We start from the raw sequence: 12,347 nt of genomic DNA, 5'->3' as shown, positions 1-12,347 counted from the left end.
CAGACAAATAAAAAGTCACCAACGGCACGCACAAAGATGAAAATCGACCCTCAGAAACCCGCTGATCTGTCTGCCCAAATCGCTCAGGCCATTCGGGACGCGATTGTATCGGGGCGCCTGATCGTCGATGAACGCCTGCCGTCCGAGGCCGAATTGGCCGATCAATTCGAGGTTTCGCGGCCCACCGTGCGCGAGGCACTGAAACGGCTAGCCGCGCAATCGCTGATCCGCACGCAGCGCGGCGCGACCGGTGGAGCCTTCGTGAATCGGTTGAATTTTGAAGACGCCTATTCCCAGCAGATCACGACCTCGACCCTGCTGCTGTCGATGAACGCCGTCAGCTTCGATACCGCGTGCGAGGCGCGCTATGCGCTTGAACGGGCCTGTGCGGCGCTTTCGGCGCAGCGTCGCACCGCAGATCAGCTGGCAACCATGCGGGCCGAAATTTTCCGGCAAGCGCAGCCCGGTCTGACGGACGAGGCGTTTTGCGCCTCGGACGTGGCGTTTCATCGGGCGCTGGTCGACGGGGCGGGCAATCCGGTGCTGTCCTATCAACTGGCTGGCGCGGTCGAGGCGATGCAGCCGCTGATGAACATGATCACCTTCACGGCCCGCTCACGCGAGGAGATCATCGGCCTTCACAGCAACATCGCCGACGCCCTCGAGGCGCGCGACGCCCCCACTGTGGATGCCGCGCTGGTCAAGCTGGAAAGCTACACGCGCAAGCTGGCGCAGGACGTGGCCGAGCAGCGACGCAGACCCGGTTGAGCGACATCGCAAGGCCCGGGGGTCTGGTACAGACGCTCTGACACCCTCATGACATGACGAACGGTCCCTTGGACCTCAGGTCGATGCTTGCGCTTTGATCCGAAACAGTTTTCTGTGCATCCCGGAAATCAAGGAGACCCCGATGCCGAACAGCCCCCGACCGACCGAGTTGCTGCGAGATGGCAAGACCGAGGACTGGAGGGCTGCGACCAGCCATGCCTTCACCCGCGAACTGGCCGATGGCACCCTGCCCGCCCACAAGATGCGTTGGTATCTGCAGCAGGATTATCAGTTCGTCGACGGCTTTGTCCGCCTGCTGGCCAGCGCCATCGCCCATGCGCCCTCGCTGGCCGATAGCGTTCCGGCCGCGCAGTTCCTTGCTGTCATAACGGGGCCTGAAAACACCTATTTCCTGCGCGCAATGGAGGCGCTGGGCACCGAGCCAATCTCGGACCCCGCCCCGGCGACGAAGGCCTTTCAAGAGCTGATGGCCGAGGCCGCCGCTTCGGGCCGGTACGAGAACATGCTGGCCGTGCTGGTGGTGGCCGAATGGGTCTATCTGACATGGGCCACGCCGGAAAACCCGCCAAAGCAGGATTTGCCCTTCTGGTTTGCCGAATGGATCACGCTACATGCCGGCGAAGGGTTCGAAGGTGTCGTGGCTTACCTGCGCGGCCAGTTGGACAAGGTGTGGCCGACGCTGGACGCGCAGGCGCAGGCCGATGTGACACGCCTGTTCCACCGCGCCGTCGAGCTTGAGCTGGAGTTCTTTGACGCCGCCTATGCGGCCTGATGTAAGGAAAAATGATGGTCTCAGCCCTAAACATTCTTGCCGCCATTCTGACGATCGGTTTCGGTTCATTCGGATTTCTGGCCCCGGCGTACACCGCAAACGCACTGGATCTGGCCCCCACCAGCAGCACGATGGGCTATAGCGAGATGCGGGCCTCGGTCGGCGGGTTGTTTGTGGTCACGGGCCTCGCGGTTCTGTGGCTGAACAACCCGATGGCCTATGTGATGCTGGGCGTGATCTATGCCGGGGCGGCGCTGGGTCGTTTCGTTTCAGTCGCGCTGGATAACCCGCCGTTGGTCAAGGCGCTGACTTTCGGCGGAATCGAGCTGGTTCTGGCGTTGTGGCTGATTCTGGCTAACATGAACAAAGCGGCCTAACCCTTTGGTTTGACTTCGGACCCCGATCTGCAATCTGAGTTTGCATCGCACCGGAACCTCACCTATATAGGATATGTCCTTCGGGACTATGGACATAAACGCGCTCGTAATAAGCGGATCGGACCCGGGGGCGGTACCCGGCGGCTCCACCAACCATCCTTCGTTTGGGGATTTTGGGGCCGAAACAGGATCGACGAACGTCTAAAGGGGTTAGCTTTGTCTCGGCTGTCTGCCACCGTTATCGGCGAAACTAGTACAATTGCAAACGACAATCGTGCTCCGGTCGCAGTTGCTGCGTAAGCAGTAACAAGACCGAAATCTAAGTCCTTGCGCCTAGCCGCGTAAGGCGGGGTTCGCAGGTACCTGGCAACAGAAACCTGCATTCCCCCCTTATGTCTGCGTTTGTGCCGATAACTCATCCGGGATTCAGAGTTTATTCATTTCTCTGCGCCATCGTTTCCCCGAATGACAGGAGGCGAAGATGTCAAACTCGGACAGATTGAAAGCGTGGTATTCAGAGGTCTGGGAAAAGGGCAATACGGACGCAATTGATCAGTTCTTTGCCCCCGAAACATTGGCCGAAGGGCTGATCCCCGAGATGCAGGTAGGCGCGGACGATTTCCGCGACCTTGTGATGGCCTTCAGGCATGTGCTGGGCGAAATCTCGGTCGATTTGCCGAAGATCATCGAAAACGGCGACTGGGTGTCCGGCATTCTGCATGTCCGAACCTGCCGTGCTGACAACGGCGCTCCGCTGGAAGTCACCGGTCAGGTCATGGCGCGTTTCAAGGATGATAAGATGGTCGAGGCGTATAATCAGTTCGATTTCATCTCATTCTTTGAGCAACTGGGCCAGTTTCCGCAGGATACCTTGCCGGTTTGCATGACCGGGCAAAGGCTCGACTGGGTCTGACCACGCGCTTGACCCCCGCTGGTGATCTGAGCTAGCACAACCGCAAGGGGCTGGCTTGCGAACGCCCCGTGAGGCGGCAGCCCAAGTTCGCATGTATCCGAAGCAACAAGGAAACATGCTATGGCTGCCCCCAATGCAATCACACCAAAACAGCTTACCCGACTGATCGGAACCCCTCAGGCCCCGATTCTGATCGACGTACGAACCGATCCGGATTTCGACGAGGATCCATATCTGATCCCCGGCGCCATTCGGCACCCTTATGCAGATATCGACGGGATCGCCGCCCTGACCGGAGGCGCGCCTTGCGTTGTGATCTGCCAGAAAGGCCGGAAACTTAGCCAAGGGGTTGTGTCCTGGCTGCAGGCCGATGGGCATCGCGCCGAATATCTTGAGGGCGGGATGTTCGCGTGGCGCGACATGGCCGGGGCGCAGTACGTACCGGCCGCGGCCCTGCCCGCGCTGGTTGACGGTGGCACGCTCTGGGTGACGCGCCACCGGCCCAAGATCGACCGGATCGCCTGCCCCTGGCTGATCCGCAGGTTTGTCGACACCCACGCCCGGTTTCTGTTCGTAGCCCCGTCCGAGGTTCCACGCGTTGCCCAGCATTTCGGTGCCGTGGCCTTTGACACGGAAGGCGGCGACTGGGGCCATCGCGGTGACAACTGCAGCTTTGATACAATGCTTGGCGCGTTCAATCTGCACTCGCCCCCGCTGGACCGTATGGCGACGATCATCCGAGCCGCAGACACCAACCGGCATGACCTTGCGCCCGAAGCCGCTGGCCTGCTGGCGCTGTCCGTCGGCCTTTCGCGCCAGTATCGTGACGATCAGCAACAGCTAGAGGCTGGGCTGCATCTTTATGATGCGCTCTACCGCTGGGCGCGCGACGGGTTTGACGAAACCCATGACTGGCCTGCGGGTCACGGGCAATGACGCCTTCGCTCGGCGACCTTATCCGGGTGTTCGGACGGATCGGCCTGCTGTCCTTTGGCGGGCCTGCTGCACAAATCTCGCTGATGCATCGCGAACTGGTCGAGCGGCGTACCTGGCTGGACGAACAGGCCTATCTGCGCGCCCTGTCCTTGTGCATGTTGCTGCCGGGTCCCGAGGCGATGCAGCTTGCCACCTATGCCGGCTGGCGGCTGCGTGGCATGGCCGGAGGGTTGATCGCCGGGGCGCTGTTTGTCCTGCCCGGTGCGCTGGTGATCGGCGTCTTGGTCGCTCTTTATGCGGCCTACGGCACGCTGCCGCTGGTGCAGGCGGCGTTTCTGGGTATCAAGGCCACCGTGATCATCATCGTCCTGCAGGCCCTGCGGAACCTGTCGCGCAAGGCGCTGACGGATACCGAACACCGGGTCATCGCCGGGCTCGGCTTTCTGGGTATCTTCCTGTTCAACTTGCCTTTTCCGCTGATCATCCTCTGCGCCGCCCTGTGGGGCTACATCACCTCGAAAGACAGCGCACCGGCCATATCCAGCGTCGAACCGACGTTGGCGCGCCCACTACGGACCGCGCTGATCTGGCTGGCCTTGTGGCTGGGGCCGCTGGTCCTGCTGGACCTGAGCGGGCAGGACCTGCTCAGCGATCTGGGCTGGTTCTTTGCCCGCCTCGCGGTCGTGACCTTTGGCGGGGCCTACGCGGTGCTGGCCTATATGACGCAAACCGTGGTCGATACTTATGGCTGGATCAGCACCGATCAGATGATAGATGCGCTGGGGCTGGCAGAGACCACGCCCGGGCCGTTGATACTGGTGACCCAATTCGTCGCCATGCTCAGCGGCCAGATTGCAGGCGGCACCGCGCTTGCGCTGGCCGCCGGGGCCGTCGCGTTGTGGGCCACTTTCGTGCCCTGCTTCCTGTGGATATTCCTTGCCGCCCCGCATCTTGACCGGATCGCAGCACGCCCCCGGCTTGGCGCGGCCATGCACGGCATCACCGCCGCCGTCGTCGGAGTGATTCTCAACCTCTCCGTGTGGTTTGGCCTGAACGTTCTGTTCGGCAGCCTGCCGGGATGGGCCTGGGGTCCGGTCTCGGTGCCTCTGCCCGATCCGGCATCGCTCGACATCCGGGCGCTGGTCCTGACGCTGATCGCGGCCCTGTTGATTTTTCGACTGAAATCCGGTTTAGGGACCACATTGGCCATCATGGGGCTGACCGGAATGGCGCTGCAGGTTTTGTGATCAATGCCGCCCTGCACGGCCTTTCGTTTCCGTCCGAATCCCTTATGCTGAGATCAACCACTTTCGAGGATCAACCATGTCGCAAGACATCGACTACGGGAACCTGATGCACACGGCCATGCGTGGCCTGATCAAGACCGTCCTAACCGGCGTGTCCGAAACCGGTCTGCCCGGTGCGCATCATTTCTTTATTACATTCGATACCCGGTACGAGGGCGTCGAACTGGCCGACTGGCTGCGCCAGCGCTATCCCGACGAGATGACGATCGTCATGCAGCACTGGTTCGAAAACCTTGAGGTCGGCGATGACGGCTTCTCGATCACGCTGAATTTCGGCGATGCGCCCGAACCGCTCTATATCCCGTATCTGGCGATTAAGACCTTCGTGGATCCATCGGTCGAGTTCGGCCTGCGCTTTGAAAGCCCTGAGGATGACGAGGATGAAGATCAACTCGTGGCCGAGGCCCCGATCGAGACCGACGCCGAAGAAGAGGAGCCCCATCACGACGCTGATGTGGTCTCACTCGACAGCTTCCGCAAGTAGCGCGTGTCAGGCCCCGCCAGTTGCGGGGGCTATTCTTTTTTCAGGAATGTATCGACCGACCGGGATTTCTCGCCATTGCGAAAGCGCGAGAATGACAGGTTCAGGCCGCCATCGGCCAGCGTTCTGTCGAATTGCTGCAGCTCATAACCGCCGTTTTCATCGATAAACAACGAAAAGACGGTCAGCGTATCCCCGTCAATTCGGCCCCAGACAAAGGGTTCCCCCTTCATCGGGTCCAGCGGAACCTCGTGCCCGAAGACATTGCGCCGCATCGCCGCGGAGTATACATGCGGCCGGTCCGAGGTCTGGAAATCGACCGAGTATTTCTCGTCCTTGACCCGACCGTCGGATTTATAGGTCGTCGTGGTCCAGCTCACGTTGAACCCACCCCGGACTTCATGGATCGAAACGCTCATATCCCGCGGCGTTGCCGTGCCGTCGGCATCCACCACGTCAGCCGACCCCGTGTAGTCGCCAACAAAAGGTTCGATCCCTGAAGCCAGCGCCTGCTGCGCCAGCGCACCGGCCCAGAGACACGCGGCCAGCGCGACCATGTGAAGGGGATGCCGAAAGAAAGCTACGCGCATGACTGTCTCCGTCCTGATTGCCTGCCCATCTTAACTTTAGCCCGCCGCTGCACAATGGCACTGTTTTCGCTAACGTCGATTATTTGTGGCGGCCCCTTGTCTATACCTTTGAACCGGTGGGGTTTAAGGTGCGCGCAACTGGCCGATTGCGCCACAGCCTTGCTGCGGGTAAACGGCATACGACTGCATACCAGACGGAGTGACAGATGTCTCAGACCCGCACCGAATCCGACAGCTTTGGCCCGCTTGAGGTCCCCGCCGACAAGTATTGGGGCGCACAGACCCAGCGTTCGATCATGAATTTCCCCATCGGCTGGGAAAAGCAGCCCGTCGCCATCGTGCGCGCGCTGGGCGTGATCAAAAAGGCCTGCGCGATGGAGAACAAAGCCATTGGCAAGCTGGACGCCCGGATCGCCGACGCGATCATTCAGGCCGCAGGCGAAGTGATTGACGGCAAGTTTGACGACAACTTCCCGCTGGTTGTGTGGCAGACCGGGTCGGGCACCCAGTCGAACATGAACTCGAACGAGGTCATCGCGAACCGGGCGATCGAGATTCTGGGCGGCGAGATCGGCTCGAAAGACCCGGTTCACCCCAATGATCACTGCAATATGGGCCAGTCGTCGAACGACACCTTCCCCACCGCCATGCATATCGCCACCGCCATGAGCGTGCGCGACGTGCTGCTGCCGGGGCTCGAGAAATTCGCTGGGGCGCTTGAAGCCAAGGCCACCGAGTTCGCGGGCATCATCAAGATCGGCCGCACCCACACGCAGGACGCGACACCGCTGACGCTGGAACAGGAATTCGGCGGGTACGCGCACCAGATCCGTCAGGGCATCGCGCGGGTCAAAGCCTCGATGCCCGGCATTTACGAGCTGGCGCAAGGCGGGACAGCCGTGGGCACCGGCCTTAACACCCATAACGGCTGGGACGAAGCTGTTGCCAAGAACATGGCCGATATCACAGGCCTGCCTTTCATCACCGCTCCGAACAAGTTCGAGGCGCTGGCCGCCCATGACGCCATGGTCTTTCTGTCGGGGGCTTTGGCCACGGTTGCGGGCAGTTGCTATAAGATCGCCAATGACATCCGGTTCCTTGGCTCGGGCCCCCGCTCGGGTCTGGGTGAACTGATCCTGCCCGAAAATGAGCCCGGATCGTCGATCATGCCCGGCAAGGTCAATCCGACACAGGCCGAGGCGCTGACGCAGGTGGCGGCTCATGTGATGGGCAACGATGCGGCGATCAAGTTTGCCGGGTCGCAAGGGCATTTCCAGCTGAACGTCTACAACCCGATGATGTCCTACAACCTGCTGCAGTCGATCCAATTGCTGGGCGATGCCACCGACAGCTTTACCGAGCGGATGCTGCTGGGCATCAAAGCGAACGAGCCGCGCATCGACAAGCTGATGAAAGAATCGCTGATGCTGGTCACCGCGCTGGCGCCGACCATCGGCTATGACAACGCCACCACGGTCGCCAAGACCGCGCATAAGAACGGCACGACCCTCAAGGAAGAGGCTATCGCGCTGGGCTTTGTGGACGAAGATACCTTTGATGCGGTCGTGCGCCCCGAACAGATGATCGGTCCGAAAGACTGATGGGTAAGCCGGTCAATCTGAACCGGTACCGAAAGGAAAAGGCGCGGGCCGAAAAGAAGGCCCGCGCAGACCGGAACGCCGTGGCTTTCGGACGGACAAAGGCCGAAAAAGAGGTCGTCAAGCTGCAGCAAGACAAGCAGAAGCGCGATCTCGACGGTCATAAGGTCGACGAATGAGTGGTCGCCCGGTCAAACGCTCGCTGACACTCAAGGGGCACCGCACGTCAGTCTCGCTCGAGGATGAGTTCTGGCGCGCTTTTCGGAAAATAGCAGAAGATAAAGATATGCCAATCAACGCGTTGGCTTCTGAAATTGATGTCGAGCGTGATCCCGAAACCGGCCTTGCCTCGGCCATTCGGGTTTATGTTTTGAACTGGTATCGCAGCCGCGATTGACGCTTGTCACATATGTTTCGTTGTGTGTAGCCTGAATGAGAACAAAAAGGGCACACCGTCATGAGCAAGACCGTTACTGGACCCGATGGCCAACCGCGCTGCGCATGGTGTCAGGCCGTGCCTGAGTTCTTTGATTATCACGACCAGGAATGGGGCTATCCGGTTGCTGACGACCAGCGGTTGTTTGAAAAGCTATGCCTTGAGAGCTTTCAATCCGGGCTCAGTTGGCGGACGATTCTGAATAAGCGCGAGAATTTCCGCAAAGCCTTTTGTGGTTTTGATTTCAACAAGGTGGCTGCATTTTCTGATGCAGATGTTCAGCGACTGCTGGAAGATGCAGGCATTATCCGCCACCGCGGCAAGATCGAAGCGGTGATCAACAACACCCGCCGCGCGCAGGAGTTGATCGTGGCCGAGGGCTCTCTGGCCGCTTATGTCTGGCGCTACGAGGCTGAGGTGCCTCCGCCGCCGCAGACGGCGTCGACCTCACCGGAATCCATCGCCATGTCAAAGGACCTAAAGAAACGGGGATGGAAATTCGTCGGCCCCACCACGGTCTTTGCCTTCATGCAGGCCATGGGGCTGGTCAACGATCACGCCGAGGGTTGCATCGGACGTGAAAAAGCGGCGCAGCTGCGCCGCTCGTTCACCAAACCTGTCTGAGGGATCAGATCGAGGCGCGATAAATCTTGTCGATATTGCTGCCCAACGCGGCGTTGAACTCAGCATCCGATTGCTGCTTGGACAGCCCTTCGGTCAGCGCACGCGAGAATGAGGCGATCATCTTGCCGTTCTGGTTCAGCAGATCACAGGCTTGTTCAGTCGAGTAACCGCCCGATAAGGCAACAACGCGCAGAACGCACGGGTGGTCGGCCAGCTCGTCATAAAGGTTGGCCTGACTTGGGATGGTCAGCTTCAACATGACCTCCTGCCCCTCGGCCAATTGATCGAGGTTTTTTAGGATTTCAGCTTTCAGAATACCTTCGGCCTCGGCCTTGCTGTCCGAGTGAATGTTGACCTCGGGCTCGACGATCGGAACCATGCCCGCGTCAGTCACCACGCGCGCGACTTCGAATTGCTGCGCCACAACGGCGGCGATGCCTTCGGCGTTGGCTTCATGAATGACCGAGCGTTCCTTGGTGCCAAAGACGCCATCCGCCTTTGCCAGTGTCTCGGCCAGACCGGGGATCGGCTTCATCATCTGAACGCCATTGGCCTGATCCTCAAGACCCTTGTCGATCTTCAGGAACGGTACGATGCGCTTAGCCGACCAGAGATAGTCGGCGACCTTTTTGCCGTCGATTTCCTCGCCCAGCGTCCGTTCGAACAGGATCGCGCCGATCACTTTCTCGCTGGTGAAATCATCCGCCAGAATGATGCGCGCGCGCATTTTCTGGATCTCGCCAAACATCTCAGCGTCCGAGCCATAGTCCGATGCCTCAACACCGTAGAGCGCCAGCGCCTTCGGCGTCGACCCGCCGCTTTGGTCCAGTGCTGCGATAAATCCTGCGCCGTCGGACATCTGCGCGCGCTGTTCTGCCTTGGACATAACTCTTTCCCGTTCAATATGATTCCAGCTTTCTTCACCGCATACAGCAAGCCGCAGAACGATGGTAGTTTGTTAGCGCTCAACCAGCCGCAACCAGATGCCGTCCTTTGAACGGACGGTCAGATGGGCCACCGGTACGGGCGTTTTGCCTTCGATTGTTTCGAAACGATAGCGCCGCAGCAGCATCGACAGGATCAACGGCCCCTCGATCATGGCGAAGCCTGCGCCGGTGCAAACGCGCGGGCCTGCCGAGAAGGGAATATAGGCTTCGCGCTGGCAGGTCCGGCCGTTTTCCGTCGCCCAGCGGCTCGGGTCGAAATCATCCGGATCGTCCCACAGACGCTCTTGCCGATGCAGGTGCCATGGGCTGATGACGATCTGCGACCCTTTTGGAATATCGCGGTTGCGGAACTGTTCCGGGCAGGTCGTTTCCCGTACCATCATCGGCACCGGCGGATAGAGCCGCAGCGCCTCACGAAACACATCCCGGCTGATTTTAAGGCGTGACATCGCCGAGAACTCTACCTCGTCCAAAGCCCGCGCTTCCGCCGCGACCCTGTCCTGCCAGTCGGGATAAAGCGCCATCAGATACAGCGTCCACGCCAAGGCCGAGGCGCTGGTTTCGTGTCCAGCGAGAAAGAAGATGGCGACCTGATCGATCATCTCGTCGGCATCGAAACACGCGCCGGTCTGGGGATCACGCGTCGTCATGATCTTGGTCGCCAGATCGTTCGGAGCGGTCCCCGAGCTGATCGCCTGCGCCCGTTCTGCCGTCAGGCGACCGATCAGGTCGCGGATCTGCCGGGCAGTCTGGCGCGTCCGGCGGGCATGAACGCGCGGTATCCAGCGCGGCATGGGGATGAAGGCCGCAAGGTTCAGCAAGGGTTGCGCGCGTTGATAGGCGCGAAACTTGTCGAACACCTGCGCGGCGACCTCATGGCCTATTGGCACCGAGAACAGCGTGCGAAAGATCACATCAGCGGCCACGTGGCTTGTGATCTCTTCGCATTCCACTACCTGCCCGGACTGCGCGCGCAGTCGGTCGACGCAGGCCTGCGCCGCGTCGGCCATCGCAGGAAAGCTGTCTTTCAACCGCCCGCCTTCGAACGCAGGGTCAATGATGCGCCGCTGACGCTTCCATGTCTCACCATTGGACAGGAACACTGATTGCCCCAGCAAGGGGCGCAGGCCTTCGCTGATGCGGCCGGACTTTGGAAACGCCTCGGGCCGGTCCTTCAGCACCGTGCGGATCAGCTCGGGTTGGTTGATCATGTAGGACCGAAAGAACGGCGTTCGAAACTCGGCCATCCACGCGCGGTACAGTCGCTGGGGCTGCGCCGACAGCAGATCCTGCCGGAACAGGCGCAGGTATCGCCAAAGCGAAACCTTATCCGCACGCGCCTGTGGCTTTGGTGGTTTCATGCCCGCACCGACCGGTACTTCGAGACCGGCTGCTCGATCCGTGACCGCGACGGAGCACGGCCTTCAAAGCGCTGTGCCAAGGTTTGAGGGCCCGCAGTAATGCGGAAATAGTCATAATCCCGGACCTGATCGAAGGCGCAAAGATACTGAAAATGAAGACGGAAAAACCGCCAGCGTAGGTGCGCCCAGCGTTCGGCCGAGAGGGTTTGCGTGAAGGCGGCGGACAGCACCAGAGGGTTGCGTTTCTCGGCCGTGGCGACACCGCTGACGGCGACGGGATCACACAGCGCGAAGGCACAGCCATCGCCCGGGGCCGACACATCGACCCAGGTCAGATCGGGATGAACAGACAGGTATCTCAGATCAGCGCGCAAACCATCGGCGCGCGGCAGGAACGAGACCATGGGAACGACCTGCCCCAATGTCAGGAATGACAGGTCCGGGCCACCTTGCGGAGCCTCTCGCCGCCGCAACAGGTGCGCCAGAACCGACACCCCCAAATGCGCGCCCGAGCTGTGGCCGACCACCAGAACCTCATCCACATCGCTTTCAAGCGCCTCAGAAATCAGGTCGGAGAATTGGTGCAGACGCTCTGTCATCTCAGGTGCATAAGCCCCCGACAGGCGAGCGGAATGCGCATAATCGTGCATCAGATAATAGGCAAACAGCCGGTTATCGAGCTTTCGAAACCAATGAAGTAGCGCGCAGGCTACCCCAAGCGCGGGCAGCAGGCCCCACCCTCCGACAAGCGGAGACAGCAAGACGGATATCCCCCAGACCACACTCAGCGCCGCCAGCAGTTGCAGCAACAGCATCCCCACCGGGTAAAGTGCCGCGATGACCGGCCCCTTGCGCAGCCGCATCAGACGCCCCAGCGTCCCCGTTGCGATGTAGATCCACGCGGTCCGGGCCAGTTGCAGATAGGTCGCAGGGATCGAGCGCGCCATACTCTCACGCACGATATCGGACCAGACAAGCACAACAACCTCAGCCTCAACCAGCATGCCGTCCTGTCGAGACCGTACATTCCAGCCATACAGCGCCTGCCCGGCCCGGCCACTGATCGAGATTTCATAGCCGGATATCTCGGCCTGCGCGCGGCCCTCCGTGCGGTAAAGCTCACGATACCGGCGGGGGTGAATCGGGTCATAGCCGGGGATGTAGTACACCCGGCGCCTGCGCACCTGTGAATGGGGTTGTCGACTGCTCATGTACC

At 60.6% G+C, this 12,347-nt stretch carries 15 protein-coding genes and 1 other RNA gene; 12 read left to right on the top strand and 4 right to left on the bottom strand.

Features of this window, described 5'->3' with window-relative positions; genetic code table 11:
- The first annotated feature begins 36 nt into the window (after window positions 1-36).
- From ACR1XV_RS04145 to ACR1XV_RS04110, 8 genes are all read left to right on the top strand, one after another.
- Entirely contained in the window at window positions 37-768 is a 732-nt protein-coding gene (locus ACR1XV_RS04145; RefSeq protein WP_480529041.1) for a FadR/GntR family transcriptional regulator, read from the top strand.
- Window positions 769-910: 142 nt separating this feature from the next.
- The gene (locus ACR1XV_RS04140) at window positions 911-1,561 is read left to right on the top strand and encodes a TenA family protein (protein ID WP_480529040.1); all 651 of its coding nucleotides are present in this window, start codon (window positions 911-913) and stop codon (window positions 1,559-1,561) included.
- 14 nt (window positions 1,562-1,575) lie between these two features.
- A complete protein-coding gene (locus ACR1XV_RS04135) occupies window positions 1,576-1,938 on the top strand; it encodes a DUF4345 family protein (protein ID WP_480529039.1) in 363 nt (120 codons plus the stop codon).
- Between the two features lie 36 nt (window positions 1,939-1,974).
- Window positions 1,975-2,322: a transfer-messenger RNA gene (gene ssrA, locus ACR1XV_RS04130) on the top strand.
- A 97-nt stretch (window positions 2,323-2,419) separates the two neighbouring features.
- A complete protein-coding gene (locus ACR1XV_RS04125) occupies window positions 2,420-2,851 on the top strand; it encodes an ester cyclase (protein WP_480529037.1) in 432 nt (143 codons plus the stop codon).
- 120 nt (window positions 2,852-2,971) lie between these two features.
- The gene (locus ACR1XV_RS04120; RefSeq protein WP_480529036.1) at window positions 2,972-3,787 is read left to right on the top strand and encodes a chromate resistance protein ChrB domain-containing protein; all 816 of its coding nucleotides are present in this window, start codon (window positions 2,972-2,974) and stop codon (window positions 3,785-3,787) included.
- Complete coding sequence (gene chrA / locus ACR1XV_RS04115; protein ID WP_480529035.1) at window positions 3,784-5,034, top strand: chromate efflux transporter; 1,251 nt, start codon at window positions 3,784-3,786, stop codon at window positions 5,032-5,034. The genes ACR1XV_RS04120 and chrA overlap by 4 nt, the downstream gene beginning before the upstream one ends.
- 76 nt (window positions 5,035-5,110) lie before the next feature.
- Window positions 5,111-5,578 (top strand): SspB family protein, encoded by a 468-nt coding sequence (locus tag ACR1XV_RS04110; protein ID WP_480529034.1) that lies wholly within the window; start codon window positions 5,111-5,113, stop codon window positions 5,576-5,578.
- Between the two features lie 29 nt (window positions 5,579-5,607).
- Here ACR1XV_RS04110 and ACR1XV_RS04105 read toward each other — a convergent pair whose 3' ends face one another.
- Complete coding sequence (locus tag ACR1XV_RS04105) at window positions 5,608-6,165, bottom strand: hypothetical protein (protein WP_480529033.1); 558 nt, start codon at window positions 6,163-6,165, stop codon at window positions 5,608-5,610.
- Window positions 6,166-6,371: 206 nt separating this feature from the next.
- Between ACR1XV_RS04105 and fumC the strand changes: the two genes are divergently transcribed.
- From fumC to ACR1XV_RS04085, 4 genes are read left to right on the top strand one after another with little or no spacing between them, the layout of a single operon-like run.
- Entirely contained in the window at window positions 6,372-7,766 is a 1,395-nt protein-coding gene (fumC, locus tag ACR1XV_RS04100) for a class II fumarate hydratase (protein WP_480529032.1), read from the top strand.
- Entirely contained in the window at window positions 7,766-7,942 is a 177-nt protein-coding gene (locus ACR1XV_RS04095; protein ID WP_480529031.1) for a DUF4169 family protein, read from the top strand. Before fumC ends, ACR1XV_RS04095 begins: the two co-directional genes overlap by 1 nt.
- Window positions 7,939-8,160 (top strand): ribbon-helix-helix domain-containing protein, encoded by a 222-nt coding sequence (locus ACR1XV_RS04090; protein WP_480529030.1) that lies wholly within the window; start codon window positions 7,939-7,941, stop codon window positions 8,158-8,160. Before ACR1XV_RS04095 ends, ACR1XV_RS04090 begins: the two co-directional genes overlap by 4 nt.
- A 60-nt stretch (window positions 8,161-8,220) precedes the next feature.
- Window positions 8,221-8,823, top strand: coding sequence for a DNA-3-methyladenine glycosylase I (locus tag ACR1XV_RS04085; RefSeq protein ID WP_480529029.1), 603 nt, complete (start codon window positions 8,221-8,223; stop codon window positions 8,821-8,823).
- A 4-nt stretch (window positions 8,824-8,827) separates the two neighbouring features.
- On the opposite strand, the gene ACR1XV_RS04080 is transcribed toward ACR1XV_RS04085, so the two are convergent.
- The 3 genes from ACR1XV_RS04080 to ACR1XV_RS04070 form a co-directional block, all read right to left on the bottom strand.
- A complete protein-coding gene (locus ACR1XV_RS04080; protein WP_480529028.1) occupies window positions 8,828-9,709 on the bottom strand; it encodes a fructose bisphosphate aldolase in 882 nt (293 codons plus the stop codon).
- Window positions 9,710-9,781: 72 nt separating this feature from the next.
- The gene (locus tag ACR1XV_RS04075; RefSeq protein ID WP_480529027.1) at window positions 9,782-11,131 is read right to left on the bottom strand and encodes a cytochrome P450; all 1,350 of its coding nucleotides are present in this window, start codon (window positions 11,129-11,131) and stop codon (window positions 9,782-9,784) included.
- Window positions 11,128-12,342: a hypothetical protein gene (locus ACR1XV_RS04070; RefSeq protein ID WP_480529026.1), complete on the bottom strand. Its 1,215-nt coding sequence runs from the start codon at window positions 12,340-12,342 to the stop codon at window positions 11,128-11,130. Before ACR1XV_RS04070 ends, ACR1XV_RS04075 begins: the two co-directional genes overlap by 4 nt.
- Window positions 12,343-12,347: the final 5 nt, after the last annotated feature.

Source organism: Ruegeria sp. AD2(2025) (assembly GCF_056542385.1).
Note: the sequence above shows the minus strand (reverse complement) of the source record. Positions and strands in the feature narration are given on the sequence as shown.